The sequence below is a fragment of the Streptomyces sp. B6B3 genome, from assembly GCF_039871525.1.
Classification (GTDB): domain Bacteria; phylum Actinomycetota; class Actinomycetes; order Streptomycetales; family Streptomycetaceae; genus Streptomyces.
The window spans coordinates 195,203-216,235 of record NZ_JBDPLU010000002.1; the positions used below are offsets into that span (position 1 = coordinate 195,203).

Consider the following 21,033-nt stretch of genomic DNA (forward strand, 5'->3'; position numbering starts at 1 on the left):
GGGCTGACGGGTCTGGCGGGGAGGAGGGGAGGGTCACGTCTGCTCCAGAACGGGTGAGCGGCGCGCTCCGCGGTCGACCGGTCTCAGACGGTGAGCCGGGAACCACGGAGACGCACGCGCGCGGCGAGGGGTTCCATCCGGACCGCCGGGCGAGCCGGTGGCGCGCCGAGACCGCGGGGAAGGCGGCGGCCGGAGGCGGGCTGACCGGGGGTGCCCCGGGTGGTGTCGAGCCGGTCGACGTCCGGCCCGAGGTGTGGTGGGTCGGCGCCGGCCGCGGCGAGGGAGGTCCGGATCGGGCCACCCTGCCCGAAGTCGTCCCCTTCCGACAACTCGCCCCTCCGCCTGTCGGGGGTCGGGGGACGGCCGGCGGGTGCCCCTGTCAGCCGTCGTGCCGAGCGTCCCGCGGCGCGGAGCGTGGCGCCGTCCCCGGCCGGCCCGGCGCGCGGGCCGGCGACGGCGGGCTGACGGTCCACGGGCTGGTGCCCTTCTGGTCGGGAGCTATCGGGGTGAACCGGGCCGGGAGCGCGGTCAGCGACCGGTGGAAGGGCCCGGGGCGCCAGGTCAGTTGGTCGTAGGGGACGGCTATCTCGACATCGCACAGCCAGCCCGTGAGCCGGTCGATCGCGGTGCCGGCGATCAGCACGGCCGGCTGCTTCGCGGGACAGGCGTGCGGTCCGGCGGCGAACGCCAGATGCGCCCCGGAGTCGGAGCGCGGGCCCGGCGGCAGGTCCGCCGGGGCGGTGTTGGCCGCGGTGTAGGAGATGACGACGGGGGTGTGCCTGGGTATCCAGGTGCCGTGCAGGTCCACGTCGCGGCGCGGGTAGTGGACCGAGTAGTTGGCCAGCGGCGGGTCGTTCCACAGCACCTCGGCGATGGCGTCGCCGGACGTCAGCGCGCCGCTGGAGATGGTGCGGTAGTACCGCGGGTCGGACAGCATCCGGGACAGCACGGTGCTGATCAGGCTGGACATCGGGGCGTACCCGGCGGCCGTCGCCGTCAACAGCTGCACCACCACCTCGTCGGCGGTCAGGCCCACCGGGTGGTCCAGCAGCCAGGACGTCACGTCCTGACCGCGCATGCGCTCCTTCAGCGCGACCAGGTCCCTCAGGTACCGCTCGATCTCGACGAGCGCCGAGCCGGCGTCCTCCGGGGAGGCCGCGTCGAACATCCGACCCATGGCGGACACCATGCCGGGGCCGTGCGCGTCGGGCAGCCCGAAGATGTCGTTGAAGACCAGCAGCGGCAGCGCCGCCGCGTACTGCCCGACCAGGTCGACCCGGCCGTCCGCGGCGAAGGTCTGGATCAGCGTGTCGGCCGCCCGGTGGGTGACGTCGCGGAGCTCGTGCGGCTCGATCAGACTCAGGCAGTCGCTTATCGCCTGGCGGTACCGCGCGTGCGTCTCCCCGTCGTTGAACAGCGCGTTCGGCCGCCACATCATCATCGGCAGCACCGGACTGTCCGCCGGAACGGTGTCCTGCCAGACCCGCGGATCCCTGGAGTAGGTCTCGGTGTCGTGCAGCACGTCCAGCGCCGCCCGGTAGCTGGTCACCAGCGTGGCGTTGACGCCGGGGGCCAGCTCCACCGGGGCGCACGCGCCGTAGTCCCGCAACCGGGCGTAGACGGCGTGCGGATCGGCGGCGAACTCGGGGCCCCAGAGGGGCACCCGGTCCGCGGGCGTGGCGGACGGGTCCGCGGGCTGTCTCGGAAGGGGTGCTGTGGTCACGACTGCTCCAGGGCCAGTGCTGCGTCGCCCCCGGACGGGGGCCTGGGGAAGGCCAGAAGGTGCTCGGCGAGGGCCAGCAGGGCGGCCAGCGAGGTGGACCGGTCACGGGCGTCGCAGGCCACCAACGGCGTCTCCGGGGCCAGGTCGAGCGCCTTCCGCAGCTCCTCGTCGGAGTACTGCGGCGAGTCGGGGAACAGGTTGAGCGCCACCGCGTAGTCGATGCCCTGCTCCTCGATCAGCCCCATCACCTCGTACGAGTCCTCGATGCGCCGGGTGTCGGCCAGGATCAGCGCGCCCAACGCGCCCCGGGTGATGTCCTCCCACAGCGCGTGGAAGCGCTTCTGCCCCGGCGTGCCGAAGAGGCACAGGGCCAGGTCGTCGCCGAGCGAGAGGCGGCCGTAGTCCAGGCCGACGGTGGTGGTGGTCTTGTCCCGCACGCCGTCCAGGTGATCGACCACCGCACCGGTGGCGGTCATCACCTCCTCCGTCTTCAGCGGAGGTATCTCCGAGAGGGTCCGGATGATCGTGGTCTTGCCGACGCCGAACGGGCCGCTGACGATGACCTTGACCAGCTGTTGGTCAGGATTGCGCAGGTAGATGCCTCGGCTGCCGCCGGCACTACTGGAGGGCGCGGAGTCCACGGATCACCCTTTCAAGAAGCTGCTGATCGGGCCGCTGGCCGCTCTCGGTCGGCGCCGGGGCGCGCACGATCAGCCATCCCTCGTCGAACAGATCACTGGCCAGGACCTTGACGAAGCTGACGGGAAGAGACAGGTGCGCGGCCACCTCCGCCAGGGGCAGCGCGCCGGCCTGCAGGATCTCCAGCACCCGCTGCCCGGCGGGAGGCACGCCGGAGGGCACATGGTCGGTGGCCGCGCGCAGCACGGTCAGCCGGTCCAGCACGTTCCTGCTGGGTCGGGTGCGGCCGCCGGTCCACACGTAGGGCGGAATCAGCCGCCGGTTCATGCGGAGTAGCCGTCCCCCCCGGGCTGCGTGCCCTGGACGTCCGCGCGCGGCGGGCTGACCATGGCCTTGCCCAACGTCTGCACCTGCTTCTGCATCTCGTAGCACACGTTGTCCATGGCCACGTTGGGGCCGGTGAACACCGCCAGGTAGGTGCCCTCCCCGGCGGGGATCACGAAAACGTACCCGTCCTGGGTCTCGACCATCACCTGGCGCAGCAGCGAACGGCCGCCGAAGTAGGTGTGGCTGGTCCCCCGCCCGGAGGCCAGCAACGAGGCCAGGACCGCGGACAGCTTCTCCGCGCTCTCGTTGTCCATGCCCGAATGGGCCTCGAAGAACCCGTCCGCGGTGATCACCATGGCGTGCTGGACGTCCGGAATCTCCAGGATCGGGGTCAGCACGAACGACAGGTCGACTTTCGGCCTGATGACGGGGACGCGGGCGTTCATCGGTTATCCCTTTCGGACTCGTCCTCGGAAGCGGGGCCGTCGGAGGCCCGAAAACCAGGTCCTGAGACACCGGCGGCGCGCCCCTGAGCGGTGCCGCGCTGCAAGGCGCCCATGCGCGCGGCGGCTTCCTGCGGATCACGAAGGTACTCGGCCTGGCCGCGCTCGGGGGGCAGTTGCTCCGGGGACGGGCCGGTGCGGCGGTTCCGGCGCTGCGGCAGCGGCGGCACCCCGCCGGGCACCCCGCCCGGCGGGGCGACCGTCGGGTCGCCCGCACCGGTCCGCGGCGCCGGGGGCGCGGGCGGCCCCGGCGGCACCGGCTGGGTCGTCGGCGCGACCGGGTTCGCCGGGGTGGCCGGGCGGGTGGACACGACGGGCGGCGCCGGGACGGGCAACTGCTCGGTGGGCGGCGGCATGGCCGGGGGCGGCATCGGGCGGGACAGCGGCGCCGGAATCGGCGGCTGATCCTCCTCCGAGACGGCGGTCAGCAGTTCGGAGGGTACGAAGACCACCGCCTTGACGCCCGCGTAGTGCGACGGCTCGACCGAGACCGAGACGCCGTACTGGCGGCAGAGCTGGCCGATGGCCGCGAAGCCCGAGCTCGGCGGGTCGCCGAGCTCCGCGAGGAACGTCTCCCCGGTGCCCGCGAGCAGCTTCCTGGCCTTGGTGAACTCCTCGGCGTTCATCCCGATGCCGGCGTCGTTGATGACCACCACGGCGCCGTTGTGCGCCTGATGGAGGCTCACCTCGACCGGCAGCGTGCCGTGCGAGTGGTGCACCGCGTTGGCCAGCAGCTCCGCGACCATGATCGCCACCGGTTCGGCGGCGCGGTCGGCCACCGCGATCGGCTCCGGCAGATGGTCGACGATCTGCACCCGCTCGTAGCTCGGGATGCGCGAGCTGGCGCCCGTCACCAGGGCGCGCAGCGGCGACTTGGTGCGCACCAGACCGGCGCCCGCGCCGCAGACCACGCGGGTGACCTGGAGCCGGCGCAGGATCTGTTCGTTGAGGTAGTCGAGACCGGCGAGTCGTTCCGCCAGCTCGGGGTCGTCGTACTTGTGGAGCAACTCGTCGACCGTGGTCTGCACCTGGTAGCACATGGTCTGGAGCTTGGTGGTGGCACCGCGCATCGCGGCCTGCGCCGCGCCGTCCACCCGGCGACGCTCACCCACCACGGCCCTGGACACCTCGGAGAGCACGGCCTCCAGCGCCTGTCCGCCGCTGGTCTCCGCGAGCGGGGGGTGCAGCGGTTCGGGGACCCTGACATGCGGATGCCGCAGGGCCTTGGCCAACGCCGGCAGCCGGGTGGTGGTCAGGTGCCCGACCTCCTCGACCATCATGCGCTCCCGGCGTCCGGCCTCGGCCAGCTGACCGCGCAGAGTCCTGGTCTCCACGCGGGCGGCGTCGGCCTGCCGGCGTGCGTCCGTGACCCTGCGGTGCTGCCGCGGCCAGAGCACGGCCAGCAGTAGGGCCACCGCGCAACCCGCCGAGAGACACGCGACCACCACTGCCGGTATCTGCATCGTTCCCACTCCATAGGTAGCGACGGTTGGGGAGAACTTAGGCCGTGACGGGGACTTGGGGAAGTCCGAAAGTCGACGCCCGGTGACGGGCGCTGGCCGCTGCGCTCGACAGCCGTCAACAGGCCGAGCCCGAGTTTTGCCTCGGCCAACCGTCCCCCATCGGCCGCCGGTCGGGGTCCGACCGCGGGAACTGATGGTGCGGAAGGGTCGGTTTCGATCCTCCGCGGAACGGCTGACTTGAAGTCAAGCAGTCCCAACCTTCCTGCGCAAGGCGGGTATCAGCACCCAAGTCAGACCCTGCCGCCGGACGTCCCTCAGTTCGATTTCCGACCGGCGCACGACCGGCTCTCTCAGAGTAACCATGTCGACACACCTCACGGCGCAGACGGCGCCCGGGGAGTTGTGAGGAGTGAACCTCGCGCCCGGAAGGTGGTTTTCGGCTATGTTCGGCGGCCTCGCCGCGACTAGCGTCTCACCAGCCGAACGGGCCCTCCGCACCGCTTGGCCTTCTATCTGACGAGCCGGAGCCGGATCGGCGCGCCGCCGCGTCCACGGGCCGCGGCGCGACGGCTGCCGCGCCCGCCCCGGACGGACCACCGAACTGCCGTACGTACACCGCGGGGTGACATCCCCGGCGTCCGTCCGATGGTCCGCCGACCACCCTGCGTGCTCGTGCGCTCCTATGCTGGTAGCCATGCGCATCGGAACGCTGGCTCACTCGGCAGGCGTGACCACGAAGACGATCCGGTTCTACGAGCGCTCGGGCCTGCTGCCCGAGCCGCCGCGCACGCCGTCCGGCTACCGCGACTACCCGCCGGAGAGCGCCGAACGGCTGGAGTTCATCCGCGCCGCCCAGGCCGCCGGGCTGAGCCTGCGGGAGATCCGCCTGGTGTTGCGGGTGCGCGACGGGGGCGTGCCGCACTGCGCCAGCACGGCGGAACTGCTGGCCGCCCAACTCCGCCGCGTGGAGCAGCGCATCCTCGACCTCACCCGCACCCGCGACGCCCTCCGCGACCTGGTACCACCCGACTGGCCCCTCCCCGACGAGACCTGACGTGCCGACAGTCACCCCCGACGGCACGCACCGGCCGCCGGCCGGTCGCCCGAGGGGGCCTGCGCGGCACGCGTGCCCGCCCGGCAGGGCTACCCCGGGGGCTCCGGCCCCGCCGCCGACCGGCGACCGCCGCGACGCGAAGCCGCACCAGCCCCGGACGGAATCCCCGTCCGGGGCACGGTGCGGGCCCGGCAAGGGCTAGGTGCGGGCCGGCTGTCCGGCAAGGGCGGCGCGCCAGCTGGGCTGGAGCTCGTCGAGCAGCGCCTCGGTCTGGGCCGGCAGCGGCTGGTCCTCGCCGAACAGCTGGCGGTGGTGCGCGACCAGCCATTCGGTCGCGCCGGACAGCCACTCCGCGCGGCCGGTGGCGTGCGCGGCGCGCAGCAGCTCGTTCCACAGGCGCTCGTCCATCGGCGCCGCGCCCAGCGCGGTGCGCACGGCCGTGTACGCCTGCTCGGCCTCGCCCGACCTGAGCTGCTCGCCGGCCAGGGTGAGCGCGATGTCGGCGACCAGCAGCGGGTACTGGGCGTCCACGATCTCGTGGTCCAGCCAGCCGAAGCGGCCGTCCGTGCGCTGGCCCTCCAGCAGCGCGCCCCGAGCCAGGCTCAGCGCGTCGGCGAGCTGCCGCTTGCGCTGGTCCCGCGGCAGGTGCGCGGCCCGGGCCACCGCCTGGTGGTGCAGGGTGCGCAGCACGTCCCAGTCCGAGACCACGCGCGCGGCGAGCGTCAGTCGCCCGTCCGGGGTGGTGATCAGCCGGGGGCCGCCCGCGCCGTCCTGACCCAGCCACTGGCCGAGCCGGGTGAGGAACGCGTCCCGCACGTCGTCGGACACGCCGCGCGGCCACAGCGCCGAGGCCAGCACCCGCGGGTGCACGCCCTCGCGGTGCAGCAGCAGCATCGCCAGCGCCTCGCGCAGCTGCGCGGCCCGCTCGGGTTCGGGCTCGGACAGCCCGGTGAGCTCGTAGCCGCCCATCAGCTGGGCGTACACCTCGGGCTTGCCCTGTTCGGACAGGTCGACGACGAACGCCAGCCCGCCGTCGCGGGCCTCGGGGCCGCCGGCCGGGTCGCGGGTCAGCTCGGTGAACAGCTGCACGACGGCGGCCCGGTGCACGGCGGGAAGCCGCTGGGCGACCAGGTCCAGGCCCATCACCGGCTCCCGGAGCATGCCCGCCCCGGTCACCTCGAACTCCCAGGCGGTGCCCGGCAGCTCGGTGCGGTCGGCGGTGACCAGGTAGCCGATGCCGAGCGGCGCGGAGACCGCGGCGAGGCCGGCCAGCCGCTCGGCCTCCTCCGGGCTGGGCGGCACCCCGATGACCACCAGGTGCGGCGCCCACTGCTGCTGCCTGGCCGGCCCGGTGCGGCCGGTGAGGATGGAGTCCTGGCCGGTGTGCCGCAGCGCGCCGCGCCGCAGGTTCGTCTCGGTCTCCATGACCTCGAGCAGCCCGGCGATGTCCTCCAGGTGGCGCACGCGGGTCGGGGCCAGCGCCGTGAGGTCGGCGCCGAAGCCGACGAGCGACACGGTCATCCGGTCCGACCAGCCGCTGGTGGCCAGCTCCGCGGCGATGGAGGCCAGCACGGCCTCCCGGTCGCGGGCCGCGCCGGTGACCGAGACGAGCCCCGGCACCGCCTCCAGGTTGAGCAGCAGTCGCAGGTCGTCGCGCATGCCCAGGCTCACCAGCCCGGGGTACGGGGCCTCCGCCTCGGGCGCGGCGGCCACCCCGGCCGGCGCGGGCGGCAGGTGGCCGCGGTCCAGCATCCAGTACGTGTCGCCCTGCCCCGTCTGCCAGGGCGCCGGCGGGGTGCCGGCCGGGGCGGACAGCTGGAGGTGCAGTTCCCGCTCGCCGAGCCAGGCGGCGTAGACCGAGGGCAGCACCCGGCCGGCCCCGTCGAGGGCGGCGGACAGCTGCCGCAGCGCCCGGTCGAGGAACTCCACCGCGCCCGGGTCGGCGCCGACCAACAGCGCGTCGCGGGCGTTGAACGACTCGGGCGAGTCGGGGGACAGGCCGTCCCCCACGCTGCGGCCGAGCACGCCGGCGGCCGACTGCCACAGCGCGTTGCGGCGGGTGCGGCCCAGGGCCATCAGCAGGCCGGCGGCCAGCAGCGGGGCGCCCATCAGCGCCTCCGGCAGCCCGAACGACCGGTCCTCGTCGTCCGCGGTCGCCTCGGCGCCGCCCGCGCCCTCCTCGGACTCCCCGGAGCCTTCGGACTCCTCGGTGTCCACGGCGTGGTCGGGGCCGCCACGGTCGCCGTCCGGGCCGTCCGGCGAGTAGGTGAGGTCGGAGCGCTCCATGTCGGTGTCGTCGACGCTGGGCTGCTCGTTCTCGTCCGGCTGGTTCGGCGAGTCGGGGTCGGGCCACGCGGTGTCCCCGGTCCGCTGGTACTCCTGGAACTCCTGGACCTCGTCGGGGTTCAGCTCCTCCAGCTCGTAGGGCGCCTCGACGAGCTCGCCGCCGTGCGCGTCGGCCGGCATCTCCAGGATCCATCCGGGACGGATCAGGCTGGCCTCGGTCAGCCGCGAACCGTCGGGCTGCACCCGGTCCTTGTTGAGCTGGAAGATCTCCTTGTACCGCAGCCCGTCGTCCAGATGGCGTTCGGCGATGCCCCAGAGCGTGTCGTGGTGCCGGCCCTCCGGCGGCTGGATGCGGTAGTACTGGGTCCCCTGGTCCGCCTGTCCCGAGCTGCCCTCGTCGGGCAGCACCACGGCCGGCTCCACCCGGGTGGCGCCCCCGCCGCCGCCTCCGCGCCCGTCCTGTTCGGCCTCGGCGACCACGGCGGTGTTGGAGTTGTCGAAGTAGGAGGGCATGTCGCTCAGCCCGGGGGCGAGCGAGGCGGCCGCCGAGCTGAGCAGCAGCAGGGCGCTGACGAGCTGCCTGGCCAGCATCTGGCTCGGGCCGGCGCCGGGGACGCGGCGCGGGATGCCCACGCCGCTCATCGCCGCCCGCACCTCGACCAGCACGCAGGCGGTGAACTGCGCCCAGGCGACCCACACCAGGACGCCGAGGAAGTTGAGGAAGACCTCGGTGTTGATCTCCTCGGTCAGCGTGTCGGCGTCCGGCATCGAGTCGGGCAGCGGCCAGCCGATGAAGTAGGCGAGGGAGAACGGGACTCCGCCGACCAGGCACGCCAGGGCGATGAAGGCGAACATCGCCTTCATCACGTCGCCGAAGCTACGCCCGACCCTGACGTTCACGGGCGTGCGGTTCCCGCGGTTTGTGGGGGTGGTGCCGGCCATGACGTGTGCTCCCGTTGAGTGTGATACGTGATCCTGTGTGGTCAGGTGGGTCGGTGGATGGTGGCTGACCGTCCGGTCAGCCGGTCTGGGCCTCGGCGGTCGCCTCGCCCCAGACCTCCAGCGGTTGGTCGTAGAGGATGCCGGTGAAGATGGGGTCGTAGGTGAGACGTATGCGGACGGTCACCTGGTTCACGGCCGTCCCCTGGTTCTCGCAGTAGGAGGCGGCGACGTCCGCGGCCGACATGCCCACCTCAGAAGCGTACTCGGCAACGCGGTTCTCGCAGTTGCCGAAGTTGATCGGGGCCGGGCGGACGCCGTCGCGCAGCGCCTCCAGGTCCAGGTCCTGCGCGGCGTACCTGGCGGCCTGTTCGGCTATGTCCATGGCCCGTTCGCGCTGCGAGATGGACAGGCCACTGTCCACCACGAACGCGGCGAGCGCCAGCACCACCAGCGAGAACAGCACCACGGCGATCGCGCCGGAGCCGCGGTCGCCACGCAGGGCCCGCAGCCGGGCCTGCCGGCGGGACGCCCTCCGCGCGTGCTTCGTCGGGGTGGTCATCCGGACCTCCGGTACGGGTCGATGGGTGAGCTCGACGCGCCGGTCATGGTGGTCTCCAGCCCGATGCCCATCACGTCGAGCCCGCGCACCTCGCAGCTGACCTCGACGCTGAACAGCGATCCCGGGGCGTGCGACGTCTCGCCGGTGGCCGTGACGTCGACCGTGCCGCCGACGCAGACGTCGTTCAGCTGCTCGTCGGCGACGTCCCTGGCGGCCTGCATCGCCGCGCCCTGGCTGCGTTCCAGCGAGCCGGCGCGGGCGGCGTCCCTGGCCGCCCCGTAGACCGCGCTGCGTCCGGAGACGGTCTGCCCGAGCGAGACCAGGACCAGCACGAACAGGATGATCAGCGGGGCGATGATGACGATCTCGACGGTGGAGACCCCGGCGTCGGCCCCGACGCCGCCGGATCCGGCGTCGCGGAAGCGGACGCCGCGGCTGACGCGCCGTCCCGTCCCCCGTGCTTCCATCTCCCCCGTCACCCCCCGGTGTCCTGCGTGAACCGCTCGACCGGGCCCTCGGAGGCCGCGTGCACGGTGAGGTCGATCCACGGCATGATCGAGGGCACGTCGCCCTCCACCTCCACCCGGACGACGTTCGCCCCCGGCTGCGAGGTGGTGACGTCGGGCGGATCCTGGAACAGGCCGCGGCCCAACTCCGCGATGTAGGCGTTCGCCTTGTCCCGCGCCTCGCCCTGCCACCCGTCCGGATTGGCGTCGGCCTCGGCCCTGGCGGTGCGCGCCCCGGCCTGGGCGGCAGCCTTCGCCACGGTCTCGGCGAAGGAGTAGAGGGCGAACTGGACGGCCCCGAAGATCATGAAGAACATCACCGGGGTGAGGAAGACGAACTCGATGGCACTGGCCCCGCGGTCCGATCCGCCCGCGCGCAGCACGGAGCCGCCGCGGTCGGCCCCCTGGCCGAGCCTGCGACGCAGAAACCGCGACAGCCGTCGTGCCATCAGCAGCTCTCGGAGTTTCCGTCAACGCCCTCGATGCAGTTGCTGACGTCCTCGGCGCGGCCTTCCAGCGCCTGGGAGATGATGAAGCCGACCGCGGCCACGACGGTGACCACGACCGCGGCGATCACCACCCACTCGATGGCGGACGCCCCGCGGTCCCCGTCCTCGGACCGCGCTCGCTCCAGCCGGGCCCGCAGGTGGGCGATCAGCAGGTCGGCCGCCGGATGGCGGAAGGTGCCGAGTCCTGAGTTCCGGAACATGATGTACTTCCTCTCCACTTTCGGTCTGGCCGTCAGCTCCCTCGAAGGATCAACCGCCCTCGAAGACTCGCATGCCGGCCGGGAAGATCAGAAAGATAAGAAATCCCACGCACAGCAGAAGCTGTGCGATCAGCATGGACTGCGATTTCTCCCCCGCACCCCCCTCGATCTCCGCGAGCTCGCGGTGCCGCATCGTCTCCGCGCGGGCCGAGAGCGACGCGCGCACCTTCGCGCCGTCGTCCGCGACCAGCGCCAGCGAGATCGACAGGTCCCGCAGCTCTTCCACCCCGACCTCGTCGCCGAGGCGTCCCAGCGCCTGCCACTGGGTGAGCCCGGTGATCCGGGCGTCGGCCAGCGCCGTCTGGATGCGCTTGAGCGCCCAGCCGTTGCTGACCTCGGCGGCGGCCTTCAGCGCCTCAGGCAGCCCTCGGCCGCCCGCCAGGCTCATCGCCACCAGGTCCAGGTACGCGCCCACCACCCGGCGGAAGTCCCGTCGCTTCTCCTTGGCGTCGCGCCGCACCTCCAGGTCGGGGAGGAAGAAGAAGCCGGCGGCGCAGGCGAGCGCCACCCAGACGGGAATCACCGGGCTGGTGCCGAAGCCGACCATCCACAGCGCGGTGAAGATGAACGGGCCGAAGAACAGGCCGGCCGCCGCCAGCACCACCTTGTTCGCCAGGAATCCCTCCCAGCTGCGGTCGAGCAGCGCGAGGTCGGCCCGCAGCGAACGCAGCTCCCAGCCGCGTTGCAGGTAGATCTCGGCCAGCCGGTCGCCGATCTGGTCCTGGAGGTCGTTGAGCGCGCCGCTCTTCTTCTGCGTCTGGTCGGCCGGGCGCGAGGGGTTGGGCGCGTAGATGGGCCCGGCCCCCGAACGCATCCGCAGCGCGTCGATGCGCGCGACGGTGGACACCGGGCTGCGGTGCGTCGGCACCAGCGCCCGGATCAGGGCGTACACGCCGAGGCCGAAGATCGCCCCGACCAGCACGGCCAGGCTGATGTCGGACGTGAAGATCACTGCTGCGCCCCCTTGTTCCGGCCCGCGTCCCGGCCGCCGTGGCCGCGCAGGCCCTCCCGCAGCCCGATCGGCGTCTCCTGCGGCCGGGTGCCCTCGGGCTCCCGCGGCCGGAGCACCGCCACCGGCTCGGGGCGGATCATGAAGCGCTCGGGCACCTCGATCTTGGCGAGCTGACGCATCCACCAGAAGCCGAGACCGAACAGCGCGGCCACGATGCTGAGCACGGCCTGCCCCAGCGGGTCACCGTAGGGCTCGACGAAACCGGGGTTGAAGATGGCGAGGCCCAGCGGGAACGCCACGCTCACCCCGACGACGATCTGCACGCTGCGCCGGGTGGAGGCGCGCTGCGCGAACACCCGCTGGCGCATGTCCACCTCCTCGCGGGCCGACTTGGCCAGCGCGCCCAGCACCTCGCGCAGACCCGGGCCACGCAGCCGGGCGTTGAGGATCAGCGAGGCGATGATCAGGTCGGCCGAGGAGTCGTTCAGCTCGTCGGCGAACTCCTGGAGCGCGTCCGGCATCGGCGTGCGCGACCTGAGCCGGTCGACCAGGTTGTTCAGCGGCTCGCGCAGCACCGGCGCGGCCGCGCGGGCGGAGGCCGGGATGGCCTGCTCCAGGCCGACCGCGCCGGCGATGGTGTCGCGCAGCGACTCCGTCCAGCCGGCCAGCGCCTCCACCCGGCGGATGGAGAGGCGTTCCTCGCCGGCGCCGCCGAACAGCTGGTTCCAGGAGAACGCGAGCAGCGCGGCGGCGATCGCCGCGACCGGCCAGCGGGTCAGGACCAGCGCCAGCACCGCGGCGAGCGAGGCGTAGGTGGTGCGCCGGCCGAGGAACGCGGCGAGCTCGGCCGAGCGCCGCTGGGCCCTGGCCTTCTCCTCCTCGGTCTTCGGCGGCACTCCGCGGATCGCGGTGATCAGCAGCGCCAGGCCGCCGCCCACCGCCACACCGCTGAGCAGCGCGTAGAGCGTGGTCAGCGAGAAGAGTCCGGTCATCGTCGTCATCGGGTCACCCCCAGGCCCCTCGGTAGCCGAAGGCCGCGAGTTCCTCGGCGGAGCTGATCGCGGCGTCGGGGCGGATGATTCCGTCGCGGCCCTCGGAGAAGATCTCGCTGGAGAGGACCCGGCCGTCCACGCCGTTGACCTCGCGGACCGAACTGACGAAACGCCGCAGGCCGCCGCCCTGCGTGTAGGTGTTGCGGCGCTCGATGAAGACGACGAAGTTGACCGCGCCGGCGATGAGCATCTGGCTGGCCTCGATCGGGAGGCGTTCGGACGCCTGCAACGCGTAGGTGGAGATGCGGTTGAACACTTCCGCCGAGCTGTTGGCGTGGATCGTGGAGAGCGAGCCGTCGTTGCCCTGGCTCATGGCGTTGAGCATGGTGACGATCTCGTCGCCGAGCACCTCGCCGACGATCACCCGGGAGGGGTTCATGCGCAGCGAGCGGCGGACCAGCTCGGCCATGCTGATGGCGCCGTGGCCCTCGGAGTTGGGCAGCCGCTCCTCGAACGCCACCACGTTCGGGTGCAGTTCGGGGAACTGGTCGAGGCCGAGCTCCAGCGCCCGCTCCACGGTGATGAGCCGCTCGTCGGCCGGGATCTCGTTGGCCAGGGCGCGCAGCAGCGTCGTCTTGCCCGCGTTGGTGGAGCCGGCGATCATGATGTTCTTGCGGGCCCGGACCGCGGCGGTCATGAAGCTGCCCAGTTCCGGGGTCAGCGTGCCGTTGCCCACCAGGTCGGCGAGGAAGACCTTGCCGAGGCGGGCGCGACGGATGGACAGCGCCGGCCGGCGGGTCACGTCCATCACGGCCGAGAGCCGGGAGCCGTCGGGCAGCCGCAGGTCGAGCTGCGGGTTCGCGGAGTCGAACGGGCGGGACGACAGTCCCGAGTAGGCGCCGAGGATCTGGATGAGCTCGATCAGCTCCTCGTCGCTCTCGGCGACCGGCTCGCCGCGCACCTCGCGGCCGTCCGCGTAGCCGATGAACACCTGGTCGAAGCCGTTGATGTCGATGTTCTCGACCTCGACGTCGTCGAGCAGCGGCTGCAGCCGGCCGACGCCGAACAGCGCGGCGTGCACGGCCGAGGCGTACTGCTCCTCGTTGTGCGCGTCCAGCGGCGCGCGGCCCTCGGATATCTCGGCCCGCACGTACTCCTCGAGCACGCCGGCGATGACGGCCCTCGCGTAGTGCCGCTCGTCCTCCGACGTCATCGGGCGGACGCCGCTGGCCTGGTCGATGCGGCGCTGCTCGGCGATGCGGTCGCCCGCCTCCTGGCGGAACCGCTTCACCAGCTGGTGGTTGACCTCGCTCATGTGCCCGCACCCCCCGCGGGTCCGGCCTGCCAGGGCTGGTTACCGGCCGGGGCGGCGCCCTGGCCCGGCTGCTGCGCCTGCTGGCCGGGCTGCTGTCCCTGCTGGCCCGGTTGCTGGCCCTGCTGTCCGGGCTGGGCGTAGCCCTGCTGCTGGTAGCCCTGCTGGCCGTACGCGGGCTGGGCGTACCCCTGCTGTCCGTAGGACGGGGCCGGCGGGGCCGCCGCGGCCCGCTGCGGTCCCGCGCCCGGCGTGTGCGGGGCGGGCGGCTGCACCTGGTGCTCGCCGGTATGGCCGCCGCCCGACGGGTTCAGCTCGGCGCGGTAGGTGTTGTGCACGTCCACCACCAGCTGCCGGGCGGAGCGGATCAGCAGCGACTTGTCCAGGCGACCGCGGCGCCGCCCGGCGAGCTGCTCGGCGCCCGCCGGATCGTCCGCGATCAGGCCGACCACCCGGGCGCCGGACTGGGACGCGATGAGCATCTCGTTGATCTGCGAGGCGATCTTGCCGCCCTGCTGCGGGTCGGCGACCAGCACCACGCCGATCTGCGGCTGCGCCAGCGTGGCCGCGCCCCGCTGCGGGCCGTGCAGCTTGGTGTGCAGGGCGGCGGCGCGGTCCCTGACATGCGCGATGTTCTCCGGCTGCGCGCGGGTGATCAGCAGCAGCAACGCGGCGTTCGGCAGCAGGGCGTTGGCCGGCGAGTGCGCGTCCAGCCGGCCGAGGTCGACCAGCACGTCCGCGGCGGCCTCCTGGTGCGGGGACTGAGCGAGCTCGGCGAACGCCCGGCCCAGCGCGTTCCACTGGCCGGTCAGTCCCGCGGCCTGTTCGGAGGCGGCCAGGCCGACGATCACGTCGAGGCCGCCGGACAGTCGCTGGGCGTGGTCCCAGAGCTGTTCGGCGGCGATGCCGCGACGCGCGGTCGCGGCCAGCGAGAGTATTCCGGTGGTCGGATCGAGCGGCCGGCCGTTGGCGCCCATGGAGCGGTAGACGAGGTCGCCGCCGGCCGGATCGGCCTCGGCGAGGAGCACGCGACGCGGCCACAGCGCGGCGAGGGCGACGGCCGTGGTCGTGACACCAGGTGCGCCCTTGTCCGCGGCCAGTGCGATCAGCGCCATCAGCTATCTGCCCCTAATCCGTCTCAACCTGTTCTGTGTCTGTGTCTGTGTCTCAGTCGCCGCTGTCGGGCCCGTCGGCGCCGTCGGCCCGCCGAACCGGCGGGCGGCGGCCGTGCCGGAGGCCGGGCCCCGCCCCGCGGACCCGTCCGCCCCGTGCCCGGGTGCCGCGGGTCCCCGTGCGGCGCACATGGTCAGTCGGCGTCCGGCTCGCCCACGATGACCACGGTCACCTCGCCGTTCGAGGCGGCGCGGGTGAGATCCTGCGCCTCGGCCGCGTCGACCCGCAGCCGCAGCGCCAGCGCGCTGTTGCCGTCCGCCTCCTCCTCACCGTGAATCTGAGCGACGAGGGCGCCGACGGCCAGCCGCGCGTCGGGGGTGGTGCCGGTCTCCGGATCCTCCTCGGTGGCCTCGTCGCCCACCCAGTAGGCGTCGATCCGGTCGCCCTGCTCCAGGCTCGGCGGGTACTGGCCGGGCTGGAGGGTGACGCCGACCACGACCTCGCCCTCGGGCAGCGATGGCTTTTCGGAGAGCATCGGGCCGACCAGCACGGCGCCGTCGACCAGATCGGTCTTGGCGCGCAGGTCCTCCTCGGCCAGCTGGTCCTTCTGGCTCCACTCCACGTACGCGACGTCGGTGTTGTCGGCCACCATCACCGGGCGCATCGCGTCGTCGGGGATCGGCTGACCGGCGGACACGTCCGCGGTGATCTGGATGGCCTCGATCCGGTCGCCCGCGCGCATCACCAGCAGGGCCGCGCCGAGCGCGCCGACCAGGACCAGGAGCGCGGCGAGCGCCGCGAGCGCGGGCTTGCGCTCCCGCGGCGGGCTGGGCAGCCGGTCCCCCGCCATGGGCCCGGCAGCAACTTGCCTCTTCGCAGCCGCAGACACCCGGTCTTCAGTCTTCATGACACCCAACCCCGCTAGCGACAGGCGTCGCCCCGGGCTCATCTCGTCCCCTGCGAAACGCCTGCGGAAAGAAGCGAACTGATTACTCCAACAAGCCCTTGGAACCGTATCAGCCGCTTCATCGGGCCTACAACGACTGGACTGTCACGCCCGTGCAACACGTGTACCAGTCCCGAACGGGCACGGTCGCGGGCACTGTCACGATCCCCTCCCGCCCTCGGAACGAGACCTGTCGTTCACCCGGATCGGGGCCCGGCGTGCGACCGTTGGCCTCCGGCGAGAGGGCTGCGGAGAGGAAGGCGACATGTCGTCGTTTGTCGTGTTCGACCTCGAGTTCACCACGTGGTCGGGGGCGCTGGAGCGGGACTGGGCCGCGCCGGGGCAGTTGCGGGAGATCGTGCAGATCGGCGCCCTGCGGATCGGTGAGGACCACACCGTCGTCGAGGAGTACGAGGCGCTGGTCCGGCCGATCGTCAACCCGCGGCTGTCGTCGTACTTCACCGAGCTCACCGGCATCAGCCAGCGGGCCGTGGACCGGGACGGGCTCGCCCCGGCCGAGGCGCTGGGCGACTTCCTGGGGTTCTGCCAGGGGCAGTCCGTGCTCTCCTACGGCAACGACATGGTCGTGCTCGGGGAGAACGTGGGCTGGGCCCGGGCGCGGGGAGAAGAGGTGAAGGACGGGTTCCTCGCCGCCAGTTTCCTGAACATCCGTCCGTGGGTGAACACCCTCGCGCCGGTGACGGCCTCGGCCAACGTCGGTCGTCTGTGGCAGGTGCTCGGCCTGCCCCGGCCGGGCGCCGGCGACGAGCATTCGGCGCTCTTCGACTGCCGTTCGCTCGCCGCGGCCCTCCGGCACCTGTGCGCCGCCGGGGCCACCCTGCCCGCGGGCTGCCTCTAGCGCTCAGACGGGCCTCGCTCCCTGATGTGGCGGTGGCCGTCGAGGGGATGGTCGGGGGGCGCCGGTGGCAGGAGCCCGGTCAGGGTGTACCCGCACTTCCGTGCGACGCGGCACGACGCCTCGTTGTCCACCTGGTGTAGCAGCTCCAGACGGGTCAGGCCGTCACCGGCGAAGCTGTCGAAGGCCCAGGTGGTCAGCGCCTCCAGGGCGCGCGGCGCCACGGCCCGGCCGCGCGCGTGGGCCGCGGTCCAGTAGCCGACCTCGGCCGCCGCGGCGCCGCGGTCGGGGTACTTGAGGACCACGTGACCCACCAGCCGCTCCCCGTCCCGGCCGGCGTGTGGCTCGACGACGGCGAACGCCAGGCGGTCCCCGACCTCCCAGCCGCGGTGCTGGACCTGGATCCACCGGGCCGCGCTCGCCTCGTCGTACACGGTGGTGCGCGTCCACCGGCGCAGGGCCTCGTCCGAGCACATGTCGACGAGGTCGGGGCCGTCCGCCGGGCGCCAGGGGCGGAGGAGGAGGGCGGGCGCCGAGGGGCCGGCGTCCGCCCGCAGTCGCGTCGCTGTGGGGTTCATCGGCCGATGGTAGGCGGCCCGGCCGGCGGGGACCGCGGCCGGGGGACTGCGACCGAGGGACTAGGTCGCGGGTGGTCCTGGCGTCGGATCCGGGATGGGCGCGCGCGTGGTTAGCGTCGTGGAATGAGGATCGGAATTCTTGGTACGGGCAATGTCGGCCGGGCCGTCGGCGAGGGCTGGCGGGACGCGGGGCACGAGGTGGTGTGGGGATCCCGCACGCCGGGGGCGGAACGGACGGTGCCGGTCGCGGACGCGGCGGGGTTCGGCGAGGTGGTGGTCAACGCGACCCCGGGCACGGCGTCGATGGAGCTGCTGCGGGGCGTCGGAGGCGCGGCGCTGGCCGGGAAGGTGCTGGTCGACATCGGCATCGGCTTCACCGACGACATGGGGCTCTCGCACCCCGGCGTCTCGCTGGGCGAGGAGATCCAGCAGGCGTTCCCCGAGACCGCGGTGGTGAAGACGCTGTGCACCATGACGGCGGCCGTGATGCGCGATCCCGGCCTCGTGGCGGAGCGGAGCACCGTCTTCCTGTCGGGCGACGACGACGCGGCCAAGCGCACCACCCGCGCGCTGCTCAGCGACCTGGGCTGGCCAGAGTCGTCGCAGCTCGACCTCGGCGGCATCGCCACCGCCCGCGGCCAGGAGCACTTCGCGCTGCTGTTCCTCGGCGTGGCCGGGGCGCTGGGCACCCACACCTTCAACATCAGGGTGGTGCCCCCGACCGCCGGCACCGCCACCACCGCCTCCACGGCTACTCATGAGTAGATGAGGTCCGGATGAGTACCTTCGCGGATGCCCGCCCGCCACCCGGGCGGGCACCGTGAGGGACATGAGGCGCACGAGGGGTGGGATCACGGGCTCGGCCCGCGTCGGTCGGTCGACGCGGGCCGAGCCCGTGAGTCCTTTCGGCCGCCCGCGCCGCGGCCGGGACACCGCCCCGTGCCGGCGCGGCGACGCCTTCGCCCAGGAGAGACCGGGCGCGCCGACGCCGTCACCGACCGGCGGCGGGAGGGCCTCGGCCGGGTCGTGCTGACCGCGGCCCGTCCGCATCGGCGGAACCGCCCGCCGGCGACGTTCCGTCGGAGGAACGGAGGCGGGCGACGCGGCACCTGGCCGGCCATCCGCCGGACGGTCGCGCTCCCGTACCACCGTCGTGTGCCCCCACCCACCGCGTTCCGGCGGTGACGGACCGCACGAAAAGGGGAACCGGGTAGACCCCACCTCCCCGTGAACCATCAACCCCCACGAAGGAGAAGCGCGTGTTGAAGCGTAGGTCCAGCTGGCTGCGAGCCGCCGTCCCGGCGGCCGTGCTGGCGATGGCACTCACCGCCTGTGGCTCGGAGGACTCGTCGGACGAGTCGGGCTCGGGGTCGGCCGACGCCTCGGCGGACGGCGGCTCGTCGGCCGACCAGGAATCGGGCGAGGACCCCGGCGAGGACGCCGAGCAGTCGGGCGACGACGGCGTCGAACAGCAGTCCACCGAGGACCCGGCGGAGGCCGGCGACGGCGCCTCGGCGGACGGCGAGGACTCGGGTGGGAACGGCTACCCGCCGGACACCCTGGTCTACCAGCTGGGCGAGACCAGCGAGGCCGTCCCGTTCGAGGACGCGAACGGCAACCAGGCGGACCTGCGCGTCACGGCCGAGCGGATCGACGTGGGCGCCCCGGAGGACCTCGCCGACGCCTACGGCGACGAGGCCAGCGGGATGAAGCCCGCCGCCGTCTACCTCAACGTCGAGCACGCGGGCGGCGCGACGCTGGAGGACATGCTGATCGGGCGGCTGACCACGCTCTCCTTCGTCGGCGAGTCGGCCGCCGAGAACCCGGCCACCCCGCAGGGCAACGTCGACATCCCGGGCGGCTGCACCGAGGAGATGGAGCCCACCGGACCGCTGGCCGAGGGCGACCAGGCCGCGCTGTGCGTGCTGATCCTGCTCCCGGAGGACGCGGAGCCCGCCGACGTCAACTGGGGCACGGCCGACGGGGTTACCGTGGCGCGGTGCCCGCGTCGCGCCGGGTGCCGGACCCACACGCGGAGGTTGCACCATGTCGGGGGAGCTGACCATCACCAACGCCCTGGTCTTCGACGGCTCGTCGGCCGAGCTGACGGAGGGGTCGCTGTACGTCAGGGACGGCGTGGTCGCCGAGTTCGACACCCGCGTGACCCGGGCCGAGCGGGTGCTCGACGCCCGCGGGCGCACGGTGCTGCCGGGCCTGATCGACGCGCACTTCCACGCCTACGGCATCTCCCTGGACGCCACCGAGTGGGCGGCCAGCCCGCTGAGCTACCTCGCCCTGGCCGGGGCCGAGCGGCTGCGCCGGGCGCTGCGCCGCGGCTTCACCACGGTCCGGGACGTGGCCGGCGGCGAGGTCGGCCTGGCCCGGGCGATCCGCGCCGGCCTGGTCTCCTCGCCGCGCTACCTCTACACCGGGCCCGCGCTGAGCCAGACCGGCGGGCACGGCGACGCGCGGCCCGCCGAGTACGACCTCTGCTTCCACGGCCACCACATGTGCGAGGTGGTGGACGGCGTGGACAACGTGCGGCACGCGGTGCGCCGGCGCTTCCACCGGGGCGCGCACGCCATCAAGATGATGACCTCCGGCGGCGTCGCGTCGCCCACGGACCCCATCCGGCCGCCCCAGTACTCGGCCGAGGAGATCGCCGCCGCCACCGACGAGGCGGCCCGGCGCGGCAGTTACGTCACCGTGCACGCGTACTCGGCGGAGGCGATCCGGCATTCGATCGCCAACGGCGTCGGCTGCGTCGAGCACGGCAACCTGCTCGACGAGCCCACCGCCGAGTTGCTGGCTCGGCACGGCACGTTCCTGGTGCCGACGCTGGTCGCCTACGACGCGATGGGGCGCAGGGGCGACGAGCTCGCGCTGCCGGCCCATATCCGGGCGAAGAACGAGGAGGTGCTGCACTCCGGCGCCCGGGCGGTCGAGTTGGCGCACGCGGCCGGCGTCCGGGTCGGCTTCGGCACCGATCTGATGGGCGAGTTGGAGGACGACCAGCTGCTCGGCCTGCGGCTTCAGGCCGAGGCCGCCGGCGTGCTGGCCTGCCTGCGCTCGGCCACCTCGGTCAACGCGACCCTGATCGGCCGGGACGATCTCGGCCGGGTGGCCGTCGGCGCCCGGGCCGACCTGCTGGTCGTGGACGGCGACCCGCTGAGCGAGCCGGCGGTGCTGTGGGACGAGACCCGCCCGCGCGAGGTGATCCAGGCCGGCGTTCCGCTGCCCGTGTAGACCCCGCGGGCCGGTGCCCGCCGGGCCCTGCGCCGGCCCGCTGCCGTGGTCCGGTGGCCGAAAACACACCACGGCGGCCACGGCGGGATGACACTGATCCCCATCGGAGCCCTCGTCCAGGGCCCGCGGGGGGCATGCGACGCGGGCGCCGCGATCGTTGGGAAACACGGGCGGACGGGCCCTGCCCGAGGCCGTGCGACGCGCCTGGACCCCCTGCCGGACTCGCGGGTAGGCTCACTGATGGTGTTCGAACGCGGGGAGGAACTC

At 73.3% G+C, this 21,033-nt stretch carries 21 protein-coding genes; 4 read left to right on the plus strand and 17 right to left on the minus strand.

Going from position 1 to position 21,033, the window contains the following annotated elements; genetic code table 11:
• Positions 1-379: 379 nt before the first annotated feature.
• Genes ABGB06_RS05095 through ABGB06_RS05115 form a run of 5 tightly spaced genes read right to left on the minus strand, consistent with a single transcriptional unit; the run spans position 380 to position 4,655 of the window.
• Entirely contained in the window at positions 380-1,723 is a 1,344-nt protein-coding gene (locus tag ABGB06_RS05095) for a cytochrome P450 (RefSeq protein WP_347585698.1), read from the minus strand.
• The gene (locus ABGB06_RS05100) at positions 1,720-2,322 is read right to left on the minus strand and encodes an ATP/GTP-binding protein (protein WP_347586553.1); all 603 of its coding nucleotides are present in this window, start codon (positions 2,320-2,322) and stop codon (positions 1,720-1,722) included. The genes ABGB06_RS05095 and ABGB06_RS05100 overlap by 4 nt, the downstream gene beginning before the upstream one ends.
• Before the next feature lie 19 nt (positions 2,323-2,341).
• Positions 2,342-2,689 (minus strand): DUF742 domain-containing protein, encoded by a 348-nt coding sequence (locus ABGB06_RS05105; protein WP_347585699.1) that lies wholly within the window; start codon positions 2,687-2,689, stop codon positions 2,342-2,344.
• Positions 2,686-3,135, minus strand: coding sequence for a roadblock/LC7 domain-containing protein (locus ABGB06_RS05110; RefSeq protein ID WP_347585701.1), 450 nt, complete (start codon positions 3,133-3,135; stop codon positions 2,686-2,688). The genes ABGB06_RS05105 and ABGB06_RS05110 overlap by 4 nt, the downstream gene beginning before the upstream one ends.
• On the minus strand, positions 3,132-4,655 hold the full coding sequence (locus tag ABGB06_RS05115; RefSeq protein ID WP_347585703.1) for an ATP-binding protein: 1,524 nt from the start codon (positions 4,653-4,655) through the stop codon (positions 3,132-3,134). The genes ABGB06_RS05110 and ABGB06_RS05115 overlap by 4 nt, the downstream gene beginning before the upstream one ends.
• A gap of 694 nt (positions 4,656-5,349) precedes the next feature.
• Between ABGB06_RS05115 and ABGB06_RS05120 the strand changes: the two genes are divergently transcribed.
• Complete coding sequence (locus ABGB06_RS05120) at positions 5,350-5,709, plus strand: heavy metal-responsive transcriptional regulator (RefSeq protein ID WP_347585705.1); 360 nt, start codon at positions 5,350-5,352, stop codon at positions 5,707-5,709.
• A gap of 198 nt (positions 5,710-5,907) precedes the next feature.
• Here the strand turns inward: ABGB06_RS05120 and ABGB06_RS05125 are convergent, their stop codons facing one another.
• The 10 genes from ABGB06_RS05125 to ABGB06_RS05170 all read right to left on the minus strand — a co-directional run bounded on the left by ABGB06_RS05125 (position 5,908) and on the right by ABGB06_RS05170 (position 15,990).
• On the minus strand, positions 5,908-8,895 hold the full coding sequence (locus tag ABGB06_RS05125) for a BTAD domain-containing putative transcriptional regulator (RefSeq protein WP_347585706.1): 2,988 nt from the start codon (positions 8,893-8,895) through the stop codon (positions 5,908-5,910).
• 118 nt (positions 8,896-9,013) lie between these two features.
• A complete protein-coding gene (locus ABGB06_RS05130) occupies positions 9,014-9,496 on the minus strand; it encodes a Tad domain-containing protein (protein WP_347585708.1) in 483 nt (160 codons plus the stop codon).
• The gene (locus ABGB06_RS05135; RefSeq protein ID WP_347585710.1) at positions 9,493-9,963 is read right to left on the minus strand and encodes a TadE/TadG family type IV pilus assembly protein; all 471 of its coding nucleotides are present in this window, start codon (positions 9,961-9,963) and stop codon (positions 9,493-9,495) included. The genes ABGB06_RS05130 and ABGB06_RS05135 overlap by 4 nt, the downstream gene beginning before the upstream one ends.
• Positions 9,964-9,971: 8 nt before the next feature.
• Entirely contained in the window at positions 9,972-10,451 is a 480-nt protein-coding gene (locus ABGB06_RS05140) for a TadE family protein (RefSeq protein WP_347585712.1), read from the minus strand.
• A complete protein-coding gene (locus ABGB06_RS05145) occupies positions 10,451-10,711 on the minus strand; it encodes a hypothetical protein (protein WP_347585713.1) in 261 nt (86 codons plus the stop codon). The genes ABGB06_RS05140 and ABGB06_RS05145 overlap by 1 nt, the downstream gene beginning before the upstream one ends.
• A gap of 49 nt (positions 10,712-10,760) precedes the next feature.
• Entirely contained in the window at positions 10,761-11,723 is a 963-nt protein-coding gene (locus tag ABGB06_RS05150) for a type II secretion system F family protein (RefSeq protein WP_347585715.1), read from the minus strand.
• Positions 11,720-12,715, minus strand: coding sequence for a type II secretion system F family protein (locus ABGB06_RS05155; RefSeq protein ID WP_347586555.1), 996 nt, complete (start codon positions 12,713-12,715; stop codon positions 11,720-11,722). Before ABGB06_RS05155 ends, ABGB06_RS05150 begins: the two co-directional genes overlap by 4 nt.
• Before the next feature lie 13 nt (positions 12,716-12,728).
• A complete protein-coding gene (locus tag ABGB06_RS05160; RefSeq protein ID WP_347585717.1) occupies positions 12,729-14,030 on the minus strand; it encodes an ATPase, T2SS/T4P/T4SS family in 1,302 nt (433 codons plus the stop codon).
• On the minus strand, positions 14,027-15,142 hold the full coding sequence (locus ABGB06_RS05165) for a hypothetical protein (protein ID WP_347585718.1): 1,116 nt from the start codon (positions 15,140-15,142) through the stop codon (positions 14,027-14,029). The genes ABGB06_RS05160 and ABGB06_RS05165 overlap by 4 nt, the downstream gene beginning before the upstream one ends.
• 191 nt (positions 15,143-15,333) lie before the next feature.
• On the minus strand, positions 15,334-15,990 hold the full coding sequence (locus tag ABGB06_RS05170; protein ID WP_347585720.1) for a hypothetical protein: 657 nt from the start codon (positions 15,988-15,990) through the stop codon (positions 15,334-15,336).
• 361 nt (positions 15,991-16,351) lie between these two features.
• On the opposite strand from ABGB06_RS05170, the gene ABGB06_RS05175 reads away from it, so the two are divergent.
• Positions 16,352-16,945: a 3'-5' exonuclease gene (locus tag ABGB06_RS05175; RefSeq protein WP_347585722.1), complete on the plus strand. Its 594-nt coding sequence runs from the start codon at positions 16,352-16,354 to the stop codon at positions 16,943-16,945.
• On the opposite strand, the gene ABGB06_RS05180 is transcribed toward ABGB06_RS05175, so the two are convergent.
• Complete coding sequence (locus ABGB06_RS05180; protein WP_347585724.1) at positions 16,942-17,520, minus strand: GNAT family N-acetyltransferase; 579 nt, start codon at positions 17,518-17,520, stop codon at positions 16,942-16,944. The genes ABGB06_RS05175 and ABGB06_RS05180 overlap by 4 nt on opposite strands.
• Positions 17,521-17,643: 123 nt before the next feature.
• Between ABGB06_RS05180 and ABGB06_RS05185 the strand changes: the two genes are divergently transcribed.
• On the plus strand, positions 17,644-18,285 hold the full coding sequence (locus tag ABGB06_RS05185) for an NAD(P)-binding domain-containing protein (protein ID WP_347585725.1): 642 nt from the start codon (positions 17,644-17,646) through the stop codon (positions 18,283-18,285).
• A gap of 958 nt (positions 18,286-19,243) precedes the next feature.
• Here ABGB06_RS05185 and ABGB06_RS05190 read toward each other — a convergent pair.
• Complete coding sequence (locus ABGB06_RS05190; protein WP_347585727.1) at positions 19,244-19,495, minus strand: hypothetical protein; 252 nt, start codon at positions 19,493-19,495, stop codon at positions 19,244-19,246.
• A gap of 71 nt (positions 19,496-19,566) precedes the next feature.
• Between ABGB06_RS05190 and ABGB06_RS05195 the strand changes: the two genes are divergently transcribed.
• Positions 19,567-20,766: an amidohydrolase family protein gene (locus ABGB06_RS05195; RefSeq protein ID WP_347585729.1), complete on the plus strand. Its 1,200-nt coding sequence runs from the start codon at positions 19,567-19,569 to the stop codon at positions 20,764-20,766.
• Positions 20,767-21,033 lie beyond the last annotated feature (267 nt).